Raw genomic sequence first — 18,806 nt, 5'->3', positions numbered from 1 at the left:
GCGCTAGCCCAGCCTTCGGTGTCGTCCCGGCGAACGCCGGGACCCATGACCACCGGCTTGGGTTACGGTCCGAGATGGTTGTGACTCAGCGCCTGGTTCCTCACTCCCGCTGCGGCGTATGGGTCCCGGCTCAAGGCCGGGACGACGGTGGTGCTGGGGCGAGAGACGCGCGACAAACTCAGCTTCGGGACACTCAAACCTTCCCAACCTTCCCAAAAAAATGGCGCCGGGGATGCCGGCGCCATCGCAGTCTTGGGAGGAACGCAACAAATCAGAACTTGTAGGTGATGCCGGCGCCGACCAGCCACGGGTCGATGTTGGCGCGGCCTGTGACGGGAATCGCCCCGTTGACGGTCGCCGAGTAGTTCGGCTGCAGCCACAGCTTCTTGACGTCGACGTTGAAGCCCCAGTGCTTGTCGAGCATGTAGTCGAAGCCGAACTGGACCGCGGCGCCCCACTGGTTCGAGATGTGCAGGTTGGTGACGGCGAGGCCGTTGAACACCTGATTGGCCGCGCTCTGGTTGAAGAACACCGTGTAGTTCACGCCGGCGCCGACATACGGCTTGAACGCGCCGAAATCGGTGAAGTGATATTGCAGCGTGAGGGTCGGCGGCAGCAGCCAGGCCTTGCCGACATTCAGACCATCCAGCGTGCCGGTGCCGCTGATCGAGTGACGCGTGACGCCGAGGATCAACTCGGCGGCGATGTTCCTGGTGAAGAAGTAGCTGATGTCGAGCTCGGGCACGACCTGATTGGAGATCTTCAGGCCCGAATTCGGCGACGACAGCGCCGGCACGCCGGTGACGTTGACGGTCGAGCCGCCGGCATCCGGAAGCACGCCCAGCGCGCGGACGCGGATCATCCAGGGATTCCAGGCTTCGACCACCGGCGCCTTCGTATAGACCGGCGCCGCCGGCAGGTCCGCTGCTTGCGCGGAACTCATGGCTCCGCAGACCGCCGCCAGCACCAGCAGCGACGACGAGAGTTGGAATGTTCTATTCATCGAGGTCCCCATAGCCACACTTGAGCTACACTTCCGCTTGATCCGCGCAGCAAAGCCGCGCCTTGCGGTCACAGATGTGGCAGGGACGCCATCGGCTTGGATTTGATCTCAATCAATCGGCGTTGTTGCAGCGCCGATGTCACGCAACTGTTGCAGTGAAGTCACGCGCCATGAGAGGCGCTTGCACTTGCGCTCAGGGGCGGTCGGGATGGTTCATCATGTATTCGCCGAGATCGCGCTGGCGGCGGTCGGCGCGCGCCTCGGCGCGCTGCCGCTGCACGTCGCGGTCCTTGCGGCAGGCGACATATTCCGCGGATCCCGGCGCGACCTTGCCGCCGGCCTGGCAGACCGCATCGTCGTCGTCATTGCCGAGCGCCACCGCGGGACCCTGATTGCGCGAGGCGCAGGCCGTGAGCGAAAGCACGGCCATCAGCACCAGGGTCAGGCGGGCGGAGGTCTGTCGCATCGAATGGTCCATTCTCTTCAATCGGGCTGGCCGTTGCTTGACGGCAATGGACGCCGGGGTCAAGCCCTGCCAACCGTCCACGACGCTACGGGGCTGTCACGACAGACGAGATGACCAGTTAGTTGCTCCATCATGCCCGGGCTTGTCCCGCCTGCGCGGCCGAAGCCGCTTCGGCGCGGCGAAGGCCCGGGCATCCACGTCGTTCCAAGTGTGCCGCTCGACGTGGAAGGCCGGGACAAGCCGGCCATGACGACGCGGAGACAGACGGGCGCAAAACTGCGACGGTCAAATGCGGTAGCTCTGCGGGTCAAGCCGGCCGCAGCTGCCAGCAGCGCGGCATCACACCCGGCTCTTCAGCGCCTCGCCGATCTCCTCGAGCACCTTGGGATCCTCGATCGTGGCCGGCATGCTCCACTGCTCGCCGTCGGCGATCTTCTTGATCGTGCCGCGCAGGATCTTGCCGGAGCGTGTCTTCGGCAGCCGGCCGACGGTGATCGCGAGCTTGAACGCCGCGACCGGACCGAGCTTGTCACGCACCAGCGCAACGATCTCCTTCTCGATCACCGAGGGGCTGCGTGACACACCGGCCTTGAGCACCAGGAAGCCACAGGGCACCTCGCCCTTGATCGCGTCCTTGATGCCGAGCACGGCGCACTCGGCGACATCGGGATGCGAGGCCAGGATCTCCTCCATACCGCCGGTCGAGAGCCGGTGGCCGGCGACGTTGATGATGTCGTCGGTGCGGCCCATCACGAAGACATAGCCGTCCTCATCCTTAAAGCCGGCATCCGAGGTCTTGTAGTAGCCGGGGAACTCGCTGAGATAGGACTCCTTGAAGCGATCCTCCTGCTGCCACAGCGTCGGCAGGCAGCCGGGCGGCATCGGCAGCTTGATCACGATCGAGCCCATCGTGTTCGCCGGAACGGGCTTCGCCGCCTCGTCGACGATGTCGACCTGATAGCCGGGCATTGGCACCGTCGGCGAGCCGTGCTTGACGGGCAACAGGCCGAGGCCCACCGGATTGCCGGCGATGCACCAGCCGGTCTCGGTCTGCCACCAATGGTCGATCACCGGCACCTTGAGCTGCTGCTCGGCCCATTCCACCGTCGGCGGATCGGCGCGCTCGCCGGCCAGGAACAGCGTGCGGAACTGCGACAGATCGTATTTGCGCAGGAAGGCGCCCTCCGGATCATCCTTGCGGATGGCGCGAAACGCGGTGGGCGCGGTGAACAGTGCGACAGCCTTGTGCTGGTTGATGACACGCCAGAACGCGCCGGCATCCGGCGTGCCGACCGGTTTGCCTTCGTACATCACCGAGGTCGCGCCATGGATCAGCGGGCCGTAGATGATGTAGCTATGGCCGACCACCCAGCCGATGTCGGAGGCGCACCACCACACCTCACCCGGCTTGATGCCGTACAGGTTCTCCATCGACCATTTCAGCGCGACCAGATGCCCGCCATTGTCGCGCACCACGCCCTTCGGCTTGCCGGTCGTGCCGGAGGTGTAGAGGATGTAGAGCGGATCGGTCGCCAGCACCGGCACGCAGGGCGCGAGCTTGCCGTTGGCGAGCGCGGATTTGCGGAGCGCCGCCCAGTCGTAGTCCCGGCCGGGCTTGAGCTCGCAGACATGCTCGGGACGCTGCAGGATGATGCAGGCCTTGGGCCTGTTGTCGGCGAGCTCGATCGCCTGGTCGAGCAGCGGCTTGTACTGCACGATGCGGCCGGGCTCGATGCCGCAGCTCGCCGACAGCACGAGCTTCGGCGTCGCGTCGTCGATGCGGGTCGCGAGCTCCTTGGCGGCGAAGCCGCCGAACACCACCGAATGCACCGCGCCGATGCGCGCACAGGCGAGCATCGCGACCATCGCCTCGGGCACCATCGGCATATAGAGGATGACGCGGTCGCCCTTGCCGACGCCGAAATCCTGCATGATGGCGGCGAGCGTCTGCACCTCCTTCAGCATCTCGGCGTAGGTGATCCTGGTGACGGAGTCCGTCAGCGGCGAATCATGAATCAGCGCCAGCTGCTCGCCCCGGCCGGCGGCGACGTGGCGGTCGAGCGCGTTGTAGCAGGTGTTGACGACGGCCCCGGCAAACCAGCGGCCATAGGCGCCCATCGTGGGATCAAAGACCTGCTTGGCCGGCTCGATCCAATCGATCGCACGGGCGGCCTCGGCCCAGAACCCTTCCGGATCCTGCAACGACCGTGCATGGACCTCGTGATAGCGGCTCGCAGCGCTCATGACGTTTCCCCAAGATCTGTGTTTATTCCCGACTATTGTCACGGGACAAAGCGACAGTTCAAGCGGTCATGAATTGATCCAGATCAGGCGCAACCTGGGGTCACCGTCATTTTCCCGGCCAGATCAATGCGCTGCCTCGCGCAACGCGTCCAGCCGGCGCTGCAGGGCTAGACGAAGGTCGTAGCCGGGCCTGCCGAAGCGGGCGTTGCGCTCGGCGATGAAGTCGCGTTGCGAGCTGCGCAGCTCGGCGGCGGTGCGGCCGCGCGAGGACTTCAGCAGCCGGGCGTAGCTTTCGGAAACGCCGAGATCCAGCACGGAAAGCTGGGGGTCCGCACAGATGACCTTCTCGACCTCGCGCACGGCGGTGGCGCAATCGAACGACGGGCCGCTGCGCTCCGACGGTGCGTTCAACGGACGCGGCGGCTCGGCGCCGAACTTCTTGATCTCGGCGATCATGATGCGACGGCCGTTGGCGGCGTTCTCGTTGCCGGGATCGAGGCGCAGCGCGGCTTCGTAGTCGGCCAGCGCCTTGGCCCGCTCGCCCATCTTCTTGAACAGCACCGCGCGGTTGTTGTAGGTGAGCGCAAAGCCGGGATCGAGACGCAGGGCGGCGTCGTAGTCGTTGAGGGCCGAGCCGAGCTCGTTCTTGAACTGATAGGCATCGCCGCGGTTGGTAAGGAAGTTGGGGCGCGGCTGCAGCCTGATCGCCTGATCATAATCGGCGATCGCCTTGTCGTAGTCCTTCATGGTGGCGTAGGTGAGGCCGCGATTGTCGTAATACTCCGGTACTTTCGGATCACGCCGTATGGCCTCGCTGTCATCGGCGAGCGCCTTGTCCATCTGGCCCAGTTTTTTGTAGGCCGCGCCGCGATTGGTGAAGGTGCGCGGCCGGTCCGGATCGAGACGGATGGCCTCGTCGTAGTCGCGCACGGCTTTCTCGTTGTCGCCGCGCAGATAGAAGGCCACGCCGCGATCGGCATAGGCCTGCGCAAAATCCGGCTTCAGGCGGATGGCCTGATCATAGTCGGCCAGTGCGCGATCGAGCCGGCGCTGGCCGGTGTAGACGATGCCGCGCAGCTCATAGGCTTCGGCATCATCGGGATCGAGCGAGATTGCCATGCTCAGATCCGCCGCGGCCTTGCCGGCATCACCGCCGGCCTCGCGCATCAGATCCCCCCGCAGCCGATAGGCACGCGCATTCTTGCCGTCCAGCGCGATGGCGCGGTCGAGGTCCTTCAGAGCCTGGGTCAATCCACCGGAGGTGCGGGCATGCGCGTCGGCGCGCGCGACGAGCGCGATGGACTGATCCTTCGAGTTCGCAGCCTGCGCGATCGCGGCGGTGCAGACGCTGATCAGCTCGGATGGCGGCGCCTTGCTGCCCAAGGCGCAATCGGTGTCTGCGGCCAACGCCGGCATGGCTCCGAAGCCGAAGACAATTCCAGCCGCGAGACGGAGCGCGCGGTAAGATGAGCGGGGGGACATCGAATGAACGAGAGCGTGCATCGGCGTGGGCTCGGCCTTGTCTGCGATCGGAGCGGGTTGAGAGACGCAGGTCTCTCCCATTGTCGCCCTTCGCCGGAACCCGGTTCAAGCCGTGCGGCCGATGGTTAACGGCCGGCCGCTCCGTTGAGCCGCCGCAGGCGATCCTCCATCGCCCTCTTGAGATCATAGCCGGGCCGACCGAAGGCGGCGTTGCGCCGCGCGATGAAGGCGTCCTGCTCGCGTTGCAGGGCGCGTATCGCCGCCGGCCGTGTTGCCGCGCGAACGATCCGGGCCTGCGAGGCATCGATCTCCCGATCGAGGTTGGCGAGTTCGGGATCGGCGCAGATCGCCTTCTCGACGGCACGCCGCGCGGTCGCGCAATTGAAGCTCGGCCGTCCCGCCACCGCCATCTGTGCGCCGAGACGTTCGAGCTCGAGCGCGAGCGCATGGTAGTTGCTGCGCGCACTGGCGTGCTCGGGGTTGAGCCGCAGCGCCGCGGCGAAATCTGCCAGCGCCTTCGGACGGTCGCCGTTCTTCCGATGCAGCTCACCGCGCGCATTGAAGATGTTGGCGAGCGCCGGATCGAGCTGCAGGGCGATGTCGTAGTCCGCGATGGCGCGATTGGTCTCGCCACGGGTGATGAAGATCGAGGCCCTCGCGATCAGCGCATTGATGCGATCACTTTTGGCCGCCTTGCCATTGTCGATGACCGCGTTGCATTCGGTGATCACCTTGTCCGCGTCATGTGCCTCGGACGCTGCGAGGCAGGCGCCTGCGTCGACGACCGGCTCTTTGCCGGGCTCTGCGGCCCCCAGCGCATGCGCCGGGGTAACGGCTAGCCATCCCAGCACCACGAGCACGGCAAGAGGACCCGACCTGAGCCGGTGAACGGCTGTGGCAACCGAGGAGGCGATCTCAGACAAGGCAGGCGCTTCTCTCAAAGGGACGGCAATCGAGGTCAAATCCAGGGACACCCAACTATACAGCGGCGGCTCCGCCGCGACAGGCCTCTCCTGCGCCACCCACGCCGGATCCTGCGCCGTCGCCGGAACAGACCACCAGAATTGACGTGCAATTGAACGTCGTGCACGTCGCACTCGCGGAGTTGGGATGGAGGCACGAAGGGCAGTACGAGCACCGCTTGAACCTCCTGCGGTTCCCGTAGACAGAACTCCCATGACGATTTTGACAGAGCATTCGCGCGCACGCGGCGTTATTGCGTCCCCGGCGCGCTATTTTTACTTCAACATGGCCCTGGCCTGCATGGCCACAGCCTTTCTCGGCTTTGCGCCGACCTACTGGCTGCCGCTGGCGCGTGGTGCGTTCTCCGGTTCGCCCGTGGTTCATTTCCACGGCTTCCTGTTCTTCAGCTGGACACTGTACTTCGCGCTGCAGAGCTGGCTCGCTGCATCGGGCCGCACGGCTTGGCACCGCTCGTTCGGTATCGTCGGCGTGTCGCTCGCCACGGCGATGACGATTTTCGGCTTCCTCGTGGCGGTGGAAGCAATGAAGCGATCCGCCGCGATCGGGCAGACCGACGCAGGCATCGCCTTTTCGATCGTGCCGCTGAGCGGAATCGCCTTCTTCGCAACCGTCTTCGCGGCCGCCGTGATACAAGCCAGGAAGCCGGAAACCCACAAGCGGCTGATGCTGCTCGCCGGAATCTCGCTGCTCGACGCCGCCGTCGCGCGCTGGTTTCTCACCTTCCTCGCACCGCCGGGCCCACTCGGCCCGCCGCCGGTGTTCGTCACCATCCCGCCGGCCTTCGTCGCCTATCTGCTGCTCGTCGTCGCGATCGTCTACGACCGCCGTACATTCGGGCGCGTCCATCCGGTCTACCTTTATGGCGGGCTGGCGCTGATCGCAGTGAAGCTTCTCAATTGGCCGATCAGCATGACCTCGGCATGGCATGCGATCGCGGGCGGCATGCTGGCGATGGCGCAGTAGCCGCGCAATCGATCCCTCCTCCTGATTGCGGGGCGCCGGAGGCGACGAGCAATCCAGGGCCGCATTGACGCCCTGGATTGCTTCGCTTCGCGCGCAATGACGCGGAGACACCTAACTCCGGCAGGTCAATCCGCCATCGACCACCAGCATGATGCCGGTGACGTATTTTGATTCGTCGGAGGCGAGGAACAGCGCCGCATGGGCGACGTCGAAGGCGTCGCCCATATGGCCCATCGGCACCTGCGCGTCGCGCTTCTTCCACATCTCCTCGACGTCGCCCTTGGCGTAGCTCGCAGCTAAGCCCGCTGAGTGCTCGACCATCGGCGTCTTCATCAGGCCGGGCAGGATCGCGTTGACGCGGACGTGCTTGGGCGCGAACTCGACCGCGGTGGTGCGCGTCATCTGGTTCATCGCCGCCTTGCTGGCGCCGTAGCTGACATAGGAGATGCCGACCTGGCGGATCGAGGCCACCGAGGAGATATTGATGATGGAGCCGCCGCCCTGCGCGGTCATGACGGGAATGACGTGCTTCATGGCGAGATAGGCGCTCTTCAGGTTGACCGCGAACACGCGGTCCCACTCGGCCTCCTCGACGTCCACGACGCTGCCCATCTCGGCAATGCCGACATTGTTGTCGAGCACGTCGATCCGGCCGTAAGCCGCCATGCAGGCCTTGACCATCGCCTCGACCTCGGCAGCCTTCGAGACATCGGCGGTGAATGCTTCGGCCCGGCCACCCTCACCGGTGATGATCGCCGCCGTTTCAGCCGCAGCTTCCCCGTTGCGGTCGACGCAGAATACTTTCGCGCCGTGACGCGCAAAGGTGACCGCCGTCGCCTTGCCGTTGCCCCAGCCCGGCCCGATCGAGCCGGCGCCCACGACCAGTGCCACCTTGCCCTCGAGACGTCCCATCGCGCTCTCCCGTCGTTTGCTTGTTATTCGCTGCAGGCGCTCATCGTGATCGTGGCGGCGCCGATGTCACGACCGAAGATATCCGAGATCGTCCGGCATTGCCCCTCGGCGCAGATCCGCCATTCGCCGGCGGCTCCGGAATTGCCGAGCACGATCCGCTGCAGCGGCGCGCGCTGCAGCTGCCATTGGAACCAGCCGTCGACCAGCCGCGCCTCGGGCGGCGGCTCCATGCCTGCGCCGGAGCCCTTGACACGCGCCTGCACCAACGCGAGGCCCTCAGGCGTCACCCGCCAGTCCTCCTGCCATGCCGTCTTCTCGACCGAATGAGTCCAGGCCAAGGTGAAGCCGGCCAACGCCAGCGCCTTCACCATGCCCGATGACGCCAGACAGAGGCTCAAGCGGAAGCCACCACGGCCGACGGCGGCCGCTGCCGCCACTGCCACGCCACGATCGCCACCGCCAGCACGAAGCCCACAACGTCGCTGTAGGGGAATTCGCCGAGCAGGCAGACCGATGCGATGAACGCCAGCAGGCGCTCGACCACGGTCATGCGCGTGAACAGGAAGCCGATCGCGACCATGCCGAACAGCGCGATCGCGACCAGCGCTTTCACGCCTGCATACGCGACCGCGCCGGCGAAACCGAGATGCGCTTCCATCGGGTCGCCGGGTTGCAGCATCAGCGCGGGCGAATAGACGAACAGGAAGGGAATGACGTAGCCGGCGAGCGCGATCCGCATCGCCTCCCAGCCGATCTTGTCCGGGTTCTCCTTGGCGATCGGCGCGGCGGCCAGCGCCGCCAGCGCCACCGGCGGCGAGAGATCGGCCATGATGCCGTAATAGAACGCGAACATGTGGCTCGCGATCAGCGGCACGCCGAGCTTGGCCAGCGCAGGCGCGGCGAGTGCTGCGGTGATGATGTAGGTCGGAATGGTCGGAATGCCGGTGCCGAGCAGGATCGACAGCAGCATCGTCATGATCAGCGCCGCGAACAGGCTGGTCTTGCCGAGGCCGATCACCCAGCTGCCGAAGATCGATCCGACGCCGGTCTGGGTCATCATGCCGATGATGACGCCGACGATGGCGCAGGCCATACCGACGGTCAGCGCGGACTTGGCGCTTTCGGCCAGCGAGTCGCGGCACGCATGCAGGGTGCCCATGCCGCCGCGCACGAAGCCGGTAATGACGACCAGCGCGACGACGACGGAGCCGACCGGAACGATCTGCAGGCCGTTGCGCGACAGTGCACCGACCACGAGCGCGAGCCCGATCCAGAACACGTAGCGCAGCACCTGGTTGGAGAAGCCCATCGTGATCGAGGTGCCCAGGATCAGCGCCACCGTGAGCGCAAGGCCCATCGAGCCGGCATAGAGCGGCGTGAAGCCTTCGAACAGCATGTAGACCAGCGCGGCCAGCGGCAACACGAGATACCAGCGCGCCACCAGCGCCTTCCAGGCGCTCGGAATCTCCGACGGCTTCATGCCGGTCAGGCCGTGCTTGCCGGCCTCCAGATGCACCATCCAGAACGCCGAAGCGAAGTAGAGAATGGCTGGGATCACCGCAGCCTTGACGATGACCGAGTAGTCGACGCCGAGCGTCTCGGCCATGATGAAGGCCACCGCGCCCATGACCGGCGGCATGATCTGGCCGCCCATCGACGCTGTCGCCTCCACGCCAGCCGCGAAGGCGCGGCGGTAGCCGAACCGGATCATCAGGGGAATCGTGAACTGGCCGACGGTGACGACGTTGGCGACGCCGGAGCCCGAAATCGTGCCCATCATGCCCGAGGCGAACACCGCGACCTTCGCCGGGCCGCCGCGGGTGCGGCCGAACAGGCCGAGCGACACATCGGTGAACAGCTGGATCATGCCGGCATGCTCGAGGAACGAGCCAAACAGAATGAACAGGAAGATGTAGGTCGCCGAGACGTAGATCGGCACGCCGTAGAAGCCCTCGGTGCCGAACGACAGATGCGTGATGATCTGGTCGAAGTCGTAGCCGCGGTGGTTGAGCGGCGCCGGCAGATACTGGCCGAAGAACCAGTACAGCAGGCAGACGCCGCACATCAGCGGCAGCGCCAGGCCCATCAGCCGGCGCGTGCCCTCGAAGATCAGCACGGCCAGCAGCGTTCCGACCACGAGATCCGCACGGGTCGGATCGCCATCGCGCGCAATCAGGTCCGCGTAGAAGATCCACTGATAGAGCCCGCACAGGAAGCCGATGGCGCCGATGGCCCACCCCACGATGCGCCCCGCATCGGACTTGGCGGTGAAGTTGCCGATCAGGCCGAAGGTGAGCAGCAGCAGGAAGCCGACATGGACGCCCCGCACGACCTGGCTCGGCAGATAGTTGAAGGCGGCGACGTAGAGCTGGAACACCGCGAAGGCCAGACCGATGCCGTAAGCGAGATAGCCCCAGCGACCGGGACCGAAGCCTTCGGGAAAGCCGTGCTCGAAATTGTCGAACTCGACCTTGACCGGCGTTTCCATGTTCACGGCTTCAATTTTCATGATCCCCCCACGCCCCATCAGGCGCTGCCGACCATGGCCGCAACCACCTGAACGATAAACTGCGCGGGAGGGTCTCCCGCGCAGCCAACTGCGAATGCCCGGGCTGCGAGGCAGGCCGGGCGATCGACGCCCTCCCTACTTGAGGACGCCTTTCTCCTTGTAGTAGCGGATCGCGCCCGGGTGCAGCGGAACCGGGCCTTCCTGCGCCGCCGTCTCGAGCTTGATCTCCTTGCCGGCGGCGTGCGCATTGACGAGCTCGGGCAGCGACTCGAAGATCAGCTTGGTCATCTGATAGGCGAGGTCGTCCGAGACCGCCGAGCTGGTGACGAGATAGTTGATCACGGCGGCGGTCGGCACGTCCTTGTCCTGGCCGGTATAGGTGTTGGCCGGAATGGTCGCGGCCACGAACGGGGGCCCGATCTTGTCCACGACCTCCTTAGGCACCGACACCACCGTGATCGGCGACGAGGTCGAAAGGTCCTTCAGCGAAGCGACGCCGAGCCCGGCGGATTGCAGCGTTGCACCCAGCTGCCGGTTCTTCATCAGATCGACGGATTCGGCGAACGGCAGATACTCCACCTTGCCGAGATCCTTGTAGCTCATGCCCGCCGCGGCGAGGATCGCGCGCGAGTTCAGCTCAGTGCCGGATTTCGGCGCGCCGACCGACAGGCTCTTGCCCTTCAGGTCAGCCAGCGTCTTGATGCCGGACTCGGCGGTTGCCACGATCTGGATGTAGTTCGGATAGATCGCGCCAATCGTACGGAGCTTGTCCAGCTTGGTCTTGAAGCCGGCCTCCTCCTCGCCGTTCCAGGCCGATTTCAGCGAGTCGCCAAGGGCGAAGGCGAGCTCGCCACGGCCCTGCTGCAGCAGGATCAGGTTCTCGACCGAGGCTTTGGTGGCCTGGACCTGGGTCTTCACGTTCGGGATCTTGTCACCGTAGATCTTCCCGATCGCGACGCCGAGCGGATAATAGACGCCCGAAGTTCCGCCGGTGAGCACGTTGATGAAGCTCTGCGCATGGGCCGCGGGAGCTGCCAGCAGGCAGGCGGCGGCCAGGAACGATCCGGTTGCAGCGCATAAGAATTTCGAGAAATGCATGTATCCTCCCATTGATTTTACCGGCAAATTGGACGGATGCGGGCGCTGGGTCAACCCATCCGAAAGAAGGGCCGACCGCAATGTCCTCTTCCGGAGCCGCAGGACCATGAGCTATGCGGCCACGCTCTCAACCTTGCATTGACGGTGTCGGACGACTGCACCTCAAGTGCGGCCACCGACACCACGCCGCAGCTCACTGGAAGGTCATGTCGAGGCATTTGGAGATGTCCGAGCCCAACCCGGACGAGATCGTGATGCAGCCGCGCACCTTCTGCTGCGTCGCGTCTGCCACCCAGATCGAATAGCCACCATTTCCAAAGAAGGAATTGGTGTTTGCCGGCTCGGTCTCGGTGGCATCGAATTCGTATTTCGAGTCGGTGTCGAACACCCGCGGCTTCTTGGTGCAGCCACCATCCGCCTGGACGTTGATGACCTCCTTGTTGTCGCGGGTCAGTGACAGCGACACCTGGCAGCGAAAATATTCCGAGGTCTTCACGTTAAAGAGGTAGGCGTAGGACTTGCAAACGGCCGTGTTCAGCTTGCCGGCGGAGAGACCGCGGCTGCAGGCAATGCGCTGGTTGTTGGACAGCTTGAAGTCGTCGGCCCGCGCGGCGGATGCCAACGTCACCAGTGACAGCGCCGTAAACCAACCGATCTTCGTGGCGAGGCTCATCCGAATCATCCCCAAAGTGTTTTATTGGCCTATGCTTCTAAACCACGCTGCAGGATAATCACGAGATCAGCGAATGGAAAATCCGTAAGCGATCACATGCGCTGCGAACGGGCGACGTCGACGCCTTCGCCAACGTTCGCGATTTGTTCGATCGATCGAGAATTGGAGGAGGAGGATATGAGCAGCCCGTTTCTGAAAGCCCTTATTGCACTCGGCGCGGTGTGCGCGCTGACCAGCGTCAGCCGCGCGGCTCCGCCCGAGCCGTGGGACCTGAAGCCCAGCATGGGCTACGCCTATGGCAAGGACGGCAAGACGCTCGCCTACAAGATGGGCACCAAGAACGCCGACATGCTGCTGAAGGGCGCCAAGAAGGTGCCAAAGGGAACGCTGTTCTTCGTCGGCCAGAATGGCCAGCTCTACATGCGGACGGCGCCCTATCTCGAAGGCGACGGCAGCTTCTCGTTCGGGGCGGACGAGTGAGCGCGAATCATCAACGCCGTCGTCCCGGCGAAAGCCGGGACCCATAAACACCGTCCTCGCTTATCGGGTCCGCTGGAGCAACGTTCGTCACGATCACAACGTCCTGAGATTCTGGGTCCCGGCTTTCGCCGGGACGACGCTGGGGTGTGCATCGCGCATCCGAACGGATGCGCCAGGCGAGCTCCTCAGAACGCAGCCGCCAGCTCCTTGGCGCCAGGGAGATTGCTCAGCGAGTCCATTCTGGCATCGGTGACCGCGAGCAGCTTCGCCACGGTGTTGTGGCGGACGGCGACGGGATTGCGCTCATAACCGCCGCGCTGGAAGAAGTTCGCGGTCGGGACCTGGTCGCGCATGTCCAGCGGCATCGTCACCATGTCGAAGCCGGTGCCGTCGCCGGTCAGGTTCATCATCTCGAGCTCGGCGGCCGAGAGCGGCCTCGTGTAGCCCTTGGCGCGCGCGAACAGCACCGACGTCAACAGCTTGTGGGTCTGCAGCATCGGCCCGACGTCGATATCCAGCACCATCGCATGCATCGCCCAGCCCTGCGGGGTATTGCCGATCTTCTCATGCGCCGACCACTCGTCGGGCACGGAGCGCGCGATCGCGACCATCTTCTTCAGGACGGCCAGCTTGTGCTCCATCGCGCCGCGCGCCGGGCCCGACGTGTGCGCGACGCGCTCGCCGAGCAGACGGATGAACAGCGGCCCCTGCTCCGCCAGCAGCTCGACACTGTTGGTCGTCAGCAGCTGATTGTAACCGATCGCGGTCGAGATCGCCCGGTTGCCCTTGAAGCCCGATTGCGAGTCGTGCTTGCCGTTGCCCCCGGTCTCGAAGGCATAGACGCGCACCGCCTGCTCCCGCGTGAGCCCGGCGGCGGCAGCGAAGCGTGCGTAGGCGCGCTTGAAATCGATGTCGTTGTTCGGTCGCTGCGGCGACCATTGGAAATGCTCCTGCGCCGCCTTCACGAGGTCGGCGACGACAGGGATGTATTTGCGCTCCCGCGGCTCGCCTTCAGGCTCCGGCTCCGGATTCACGGGCCGCTTCGGACCGCTGTAGACCGGCGGCTGCTCCAGCACATAATCGTCGAGCCCGATCGGCTGCCGGTCGCGACGCTTGGCGTTGCGCGTCCGGCGCTTGTCGGAGATCGCCTTCCAATAGGCTCCCGCCTCCTGGTCGAACGCGGCGCGGGCCTGCTGATATTCGGCGAGCTTGCGCTGGTACTCCGCAATCGCCGCAGGCGAGGCCATCTGGGCCAGCGCATCGCGCGGAGCTGCAGCGGGGCCGGGTTCCGCCAGCAGGGACGAGGCGCCTGCGACGGCGCCGGCGACAATTAAGGCGAGCGTGCGAATCGGCTGATGAAGCATGTTGCCCTTGTAGCCGAAACGGCGGCTACTTCCAGGCAAACACAGGCTGTTCCAGCTCGTGGACGCGAGTGTCGCGGCCGGCCAGCACCTCGCGGAACTGATAGATCATGGCGGCGGTCGGCGCATGGATCAGGCCCTCGCGGGCATGAAACCTGATCACGCGCCGCGTGCTCTCGGGGATGACGGTGAAATCGAACGCGTCGTCCGCCGCGATCGCATCGAGGCCGATCCGGTGCACCGAGGCGACCTCGTCCGGATTCGGCCGGAGCGTGCGGCCATTCGCCGCCCATACGATGACGGGGGTAATCAGATAGCCCGACCGCGTCGGATAGTCGTCGAGCAGGCCGAGCACGGCGTCGGGCGCCAGCATCAGACCGAGCTCTTCCGACAGTTCGCGCAAGGCCGCCTCGACCGGCGTCTCGCCGGCATCACAACGCCCGCCTGGCAGCGCCCATTGTCCGCCATGGCTGCGCAGGCCCGCGGCACGCAGGGTGAGCAGCAGCGCCGTGGTCCCGGTCTCGTGCTCTGGGGCGAGCGCGATCACCACGGCCGCAGGCTTCAGCGAGGCCATCGGCTCCGCCGGGTCCCGTCGCACGAAATCGGCGCAACGGCTTGCGATTTTCCGCCTTGTGGCATCGTCGAACGGCATGGCCATGCAACTTGACTACACCACGCCGGCGACCGATGAAACGGCCCGCAAGCCGAAGTGGCGGGGACAGGGAAGGTCGAGAGATGACGAAATCAGCCGCGGCCAGAATGACAGCTGACGGCTGGGAGATCGTCGACACCTCGGGCTTCCTGCACCTGATCGGGCCGCTGTGGCAACGCGTCGTCGATGGCGTTCACGAATACGCCATCGTCACCGAGGACAAGCACCACAATCGTCGCGGCCTGGTCCAGGGGGGCGTGATCATGACGTTGGCGGACCGCAGCTGCGGCATGACGGCCCGCTATGCCGCCGGCAAGGAGCACATGGCGACGATCCAGTTCGATACGCATTTCGTCGAGTCCGGGAAGATCGGCGAGACGCTGGTGTCTCGGCCGCACGTGGTGCGGATCACACGCAGCCTGGTGTTCATCACCACCGAGGTCACCGCTGCTGACCGCGTGATCGCGATGGCCTCCGGCGTGTTCAAGATCTTGAGGAGCGAGTAGGCTTCTCCGCCGTCATTGCGAGCGCAGTGCGGAGCGAAGCAATGCTGAATCGCGCGCGCAGCCCTGGATTGCTTCGCTGCGCTCGCAATGACGCGCGGGGCGAGCTATCGTCCCTCAAATCCATGCTCGCTTATGGCAGGAATGAGGCTTCAATGAACTATCGCCAGCTCGGCCGTTCCGGCCTGAAAGTGTCGCCGATCTGCCTGGGCACGATGATGTTCGGCGGTCCTGCCGACGAGCCGACATCCGCCCGCATCATCAGCAAGGCGCGGGACGCCGGCATCAATTTCATCGACACCGCCGACGCCTACAACAAGGGCGCCTCCGAGGAGGTGGTCGGCCGCGCCATCGCGGGTGAGCGCGACCGCTGGATCGTTGCGACGAAGCTGGCCAACCCGATGGGCGATGATCCCAACCGCGCCGGCCTGTCGCGGCGCTGGGTGCTGCAGGCGGCCGAGGAGAGCCTCAAGCGCCTCGGCACCGGACACATCGACATCTACTACCTGCACAAGGAGGATCACGCGACGCCGCTGGAGGAGACCGTGCGCGCGATCGGCGACCTCATGCGGGCCGGCAAGATCCGCTATTTCGGCGTCTCCAACTACCGCGCCTGGCGGCTCGCCGAGATCTGCAATCTCTGCGATGCCATGGGCATCGACCGCCCTGTGGTCAGCCAGCCCTACTACAACGCGATGAACCGGATGCCCGAGGTCGAGCACCTGCCCGCTTGCGGCTATTACGGCCTGGGCGTCGTCCCCTACAGCCCTTTGGCGCGTGGCGTGCTGACTGGGAAGTACAGCCCCGATGCGCCGCCCGACAGGGAGACGCGGGCGGGCCGCAACGACACGAGAATGATGCAGACCGAATGGCGGCCGGAATCCTTGAAGCTGGCACAGGAGATCAAGCGCCACGCCGAGGCCAAGGGTTTCGCCCCCGGCCAGTTCGCGGTCGCCTGGGTGCTGAACTCGGCCTTCATCAGCTCGGTCATCGCAGGCCCCCGCACCGAGTCGCAATGGGACGACTACGTCCGCGCGCTGGACTATCCGTTTGCCGCCGACGACGAGGCGCTGATCGAGCGCCTGGTCGTCACCGGCCACGCCTCGACGCCCGGCTACAACGACCCGGCCTATCCGATCGAGGGCCGCAGGGCACGGGTGGGCTGAGATGGAGGAGGATCGCTACGGCCTGCCGCTGTCGACCGCCTCCGCCGAGGCGGCTGCCGCTTATCGTGAGGGCATGGATCTGCTGCTCGCGTTCTGGCCCGGCGCGATTGATGCCTTCGAGCGCGCGATCATGCTCGATCCGGATTTCGCGCTGGCGCACGCGGCCCGCGCGCGCATCCATGCCATCTATCAGCAGCGCGAGCCGGCGCTGCAGACCATCAAGCGCGCTCGCGACCTCGCGACCGCGAACGGCACGCCGCGCGAGCAGGGCCATATCGCGACTTTGGCGCTCGTCATCGAAGGCCGCGGCGCGGACGCGATGACCGCGACGCTGGCGCATCTGGCGAACTGGCCGCGCGACGCCATGATCATGGCGCTGCCGCTCGGCGCGTTCGGCCTGCTCGCCTTCTCCGGCCGCGCCGATCACGACGCCGCCCGCCGCGACCTCTGCGACCGCTTTGCCGAAGCCTATGGCGAGGACTGGTGGTTCATGTCCAACCACGGCTGGGCACTGACCGAGGCCGGCGAGCCGGCGAAGGGCCGCGCCGTCACCGAGCACAGCTTCGCGCTGCGCCGGCACAATGCCTACGCTGTGCATGCGCTGCTGCATGCGATGTTCGAGGACGGCTCGCTGGACGAGGCGGATGCGCTCGTCGAGGGGTGGATCGGCGACTACGACCGCACCGGCATGCTGCACGGTCACATCTGCTGGCACCAGGCGCTGGGCGCGCTTGATCGCGGCGATGCGGAGAAGGCATTGGCGGTCTACAGGGACGTGCTGGTGCCGACGATGGACGCCGCGCCGCCGCTCAACACGCTGTCCGACTGCGCCTCGCTGCTCTGGCGATTGACGGCGGAACAGCAGCCGGTGCCACCCAATGCGTGGGCCGAGACGGCCGCTTATGCGAGCAATCGCTTCACGAGCTCGAGTCTCGCCTTCGTCGAGATGCACCTCGTGATGATCGCCGCCGCGACGCATGACGGTGCCGCCCTCAAGGGGCGCCTGACCGCGATGGAGCGGCGGCTGGCGGAGGGCAAGCTCCCCGCAGGCCGCATCGTGCCACACATGCTGCGCGCCCTGCGGGCCTTTGCCGACGGCAACTGGCGCGGCTGCACCCGCGAGCTCGCACCGGTGATGGGAGATCTCGCCCGCATCGGCGGCAGCCATGCCCAGCGCGAGGTGATCGAGGACACCTACATCCTGGCGCTGATCCGGAGCGGCGCGCTGGCGCAGGCCCGTGACGTGCTGGACGCCCGCCTGCACCGTCGTCCCTCGGCGCGCGATGCGCGGTGGCGGGCGCTCACCGGCAACTGAGCCGCCTTACCCCTCCGTCTCCAGGCCGGTCGGCATCGGCACGTTCTCCGGCGCAAGCTTGAGGCCGGCGGCAAGCGCCACGGTCTCCAGCAGCGCCGCAAAATCCTTCTCCAGATAGGCCGCGGGCTCTGATTGCAGCGAGGCGGCGCCGACATGGGCCTGCAGCGCCTCCCGGGTCGCTGCCGTCACCGGCATCGCGACGTCGAGCTGGCGCGCCGCCGACAGGCCGAGATCGAGATCCTTGCGCAGCAGCGGCGGCGTGAACGTCGTGGTCCAGTCGAGATTGACCAGCGCGTTACTCTTGTACCTGGTGAAGGTCGAGCCCATCACGCTCGCGTTCATGAAGTTCAAGAACGCGTGGCGCGGCACGCCGGCCTTCTGCGCCAGGATCGTGATCTCGGCGAGGTTCTGGATCACGACGCCGAGGAACACGTTGTGCGCGATCTTGCAGATCCGCGCCAGCTCGCCCTCGCCGACATAGGACACGCCGGAGACGGCGATCTTGGCGAGATAAGGCTCGATGATGTCGAACGCGGGCTTCGGTCCGGAGACGACCGACGACAGCTTGCCGGCCTTGACGCATTTGCCGTTGCCCGACACCGGAGCGCGCACGAACTCGCAGCCGAGCTGATTCAGCTTGGCGGCAATCGCCTCCGATTGCTCGATGCCGATCGATGAGCAGTCGACGAGGAATTTCGGACGCGGCCCGTCGCGCGAGGCGACAAGGCCGTTGTCGCCGAAATACACCTGCTCGAGATCCTTGCCGGTCGACACCATCGTGAACACGATATCGCATCCCGCAAGATCGCCCGGATGGTCGACGATGACGCCGCCCTTCGCCGCCAGCGGCTCGGCCTTGGCACGCGTACGGTTGAAGATCGACACCTTGTGGCCGGCCTTGAGCAGGCGCTCGGCCATCGGATAGCCCATGCGCCCCATGCCGATCCAGCCGAGCGAATGCGTCGCTGCCATCTGCGTTACTCCCTCTCAAATTC

At 65.7% G+C, this 18,806-nt stretch carries 18 protein-coding genes; 5 read left to right on the top strand and 13 right to left on the bottom strand.

What is annotated here, in order from left to right; translation table 11 throughout:
* Positions 1-271: 271 nt before the first annotated feature.
* From HL666_RS24155 to HL666_RS24135, 5 genes are all read right to left on the bottom strand, one after another.
* Positions 272-1,003, bottom strand: coding sequence for an OmpW/AlkL family protein (locus HL666_RS24155; protein ID WP_172110149.1), 732 nt, complete (start codon positions 1,001-1,003; stop codon positions 272-274).
* A gap of 193 nt (positions 1,004-1,196) precedes the next feature.
* Positions 1,197-1,469 (bottom strand): hypothetical protein, encoded by a 273-nt coding sequence (locus tag HL666_RS24150; protein ID WP_172110150.1) that lies wholly within the window; start codon positions 1,467-1,469, stop codon positions 1,197-1,199.
* Positions 1,470-1,808: 339 nt separating this feature from the next.
* Entirely contained in the window at positions 1,809-3,713 is a 1,905-nt protein-coding gene (locus tag HL666_RS24145; protein ID WP_172184009.1) for a propionyl-CoA synthetase, read from the bottom strand.
* A gap of 123 nt (positions 3,714-3,836) precedes the next feature.
* A complete protein-coding gene (locus HL666_RS24140) occupies positions 3,837-5,195 on the bottom strand; it encodes a tetratricopeptide repeat protein (RefSeq protein ID WP_246741619.1) in 1,359 nt (452 codons plus the stop codon).
* 125 nt (positions 5,196-5,320) lie between these two features.
* Positions 5,321-6,049 (bottom strand): tetratricopeptide repeat protein, encoded by a 729-nt coding sequence (locus tag HL666_RS24135; RefSeq protein ID WP_311976314.1) that lies wholly within the window; start codon positions 6,047-6,049, stop codon positions 5,321-5,323.
* Between the two features lie 322 nt (positions 6,050-6,371).
* On the opposite strand from HL666_RS24135, the gene HL666_RS24130 reads away from it, so the two are divergent.
* On the top strand, positions 6,372-7,142 hold the full coding sequence (locus HL666_RS24130; RefSeq protein WP_172184005.1) for a hypothetical protein: 771 nt from the start codon (positions 6,372-6,374) through the stop codon (positions 7,140-7,142).
* Between the two features lie 111 nt (positions 7,143-7,253).
* Here HL666_RS24130 and HL666_RS24125 read toward each other — a convergent pair whose 3' ends face one another.
* The 5 genes from HL666_RS24125 to HL666_RS24105 all read right to left on the bottom strand — a co-directional run bounded on the left by HL666_RS24125 (position 7,254) and on the right by HL666_RS24105 (position 12,334).
* Positions 7,254-8,054, bottom strand: a complete 801-nt coding sequence (locus tag HL666_RS24125) for an SDR family NAD(P)-dependent oxidoreductase (RefSeq protein WP_172184003.1) — start codon at positions 8,052-8,054, stop codon at positions 7,254-7,256.
* 23 nt (positions 8,055-8,077) lie between these two features.
* Positions 8,078-8,452, bottom strand: coding sequence for a DUF1850 domain-containing protein (locus HL666_RS24120; protein WP_172110155.1), 375 nt, complete (start codon positions 8,450-8,452; stop codon positions 8,078-8,080).
* Positions 8,449-10,542: a TRAP transporter permease gene (locus HL666_RS24115; RefSeq protein ID WP_172184157.1), complete on the bottom strand. Its 2,094-nt coding sequence runs from the start codon at positions 10,540-10,542 to the stop codon at positions 8,449-8,451. Before HL666_RS24115 ends, HL666_RS24120 begins: the two co-directional genes overlap by 4 nt.
* Positions 10,543-10,698: 156 nt before the next feature.
* On the bottom strand, positions 10,699-11,661 hold the full coding sequence (locus HL666_RS24110) for a TAXI family TRAP transporter solute-binding subunit (RefSeq protein WP_172110156.1): 963 nt from the start codon (positions 11,659-11,661) through the stop codon (positions 10,699-10,701).
* Positions 11,662-11,854: 193 nt separating this feature from the next.
* Entirely contained in the window at positions 11,855-12,334 is a 480-nt protein-coding gene (locus tag HL666_RS24105; protein WP_172110157.1) for a hypothetical protein, read from the bottom strand.
* Between the two features lie 177 nt (positions 12,335-12,511).
* Here HL666_RS24105 and HL666_RS24100 point away from each other — a divergent pair, with 177 nt between their 5' ends.
* Positions 12,512-12,814 (top strand): hypothetical protein, encoded by a 303-nt coding sequence (locus HL666_RS24100; protein WP_172110158.1) that lies wholly within the window; start codon positions 12,512-12,514, stop codon positions 12,812-12,814.
* Between the two features lie 185 nt (positions 12,815-12,999).
* On the opposite strand, the gene HL666_RS24095 is transcribed toward HL666_RS24100, so the two are convergent.
* Both HL666_RS24095 and HL666_RS24090 read right to left on the bottom strand, forming a co-directional pair.
* A complete protein-coding gene (locus tag HL666_RS24095; RefSeq protein ID WP_172110159.1) occupies positions 13,000-14,178 on the bottom strand; it encodes a hypothetical protein in 1,179 nt (392 codons plus the stop codon).
* A gap of 25 nt (positions 14,179-14,203) precedes the next feature.
* Positions 14,204-14,833, bottom strand: a complete 630-nt coding sequence (locus tag HL666_RS24090) for an NUDIX hydrolase (RefSeq protein WP_172110160.1) — start codon at positions 14,831-14,833, stop codon at positions 14,204-14,206.
* Positions 14,834-14,910: 77 nt separating this feature from the next.
* On the opposite strand from HL666_RS24090, the gene HL666_RS24085 reads away from it, so the two are divergent.
* The 3 genes from HL666_RS24085 (at position 14,911) to HL666_RS24075 (ending at position 17,811) form a co-directional block, all read left to right on the top strand.
* Positions 14,911-15,333, top strand: coding sequence for a PaaI family thioesterase (locus HL666_RS24085; RefSeq protein WP_172110161.1), 423 nt, complete (start codon positions 14,911-14,913; stop codon positions 15,331-15,333).
* Between the two features lie 152 nt (positions 15,334-15,485).
* On the top strand, positions 15,486-16,496 hold the full coding sequence (locus HL666_RS24080) for an aldo/keto reductase (protein ID WP_172133768.1): 1,011 nt from the start codon (positions 15,486-15,488) through the stop codon (positions 16,494-16,496).
* A 1-nt stretch (position 16,497) separates the two neighbouring features.
* Positions 16,498-17,811 carry a tetratricopeptide repeat protein gene (locus HL666_RS24075; RefSeq protein ID WP_172184001.1) on the top strand — a complete coding sequence of 438 codons (1,314 nt, stop codon included), beginning with the start codon at positions 16,498-16,500 and terminating at the stop codon, positions 17,809-17,811.
* Between the two features lie 6 nt (positions 17,812-17,817).
* Here the strand turns inward: HL666_RS24075 and HL666_RS24070 are convergent, their stop codons facing one another.
* On the bottom strand, positions 17,818-18,783 hold the full coding sequence (locus HL666_RS24070; RefSeq protein WP_172183999.1) for an NAD(P)-dependent oxidoreductase: 966 nt from the start codon (positions 18,781-18,783) through the stop codon (positions 17,818-17,820).
* Between the last annotated feature and the right edge of the window lie 23 nt (positions 18,784-18,806).

The organism is Bradyrhizobium aeschynomenes (genome assembly GCF_013178945.1).
GTDB classification, from domain to species: Bacteria; Pseudomonadota; Alphaproteobacteria; order Rhizobiales; family Xanthobacteraceae; genus Bradyrhizobium; species Bradyrhizobium aeschynomenes.
This window is presented reverse-complemented; position numbering and strand designations above follow the sequence as displayed.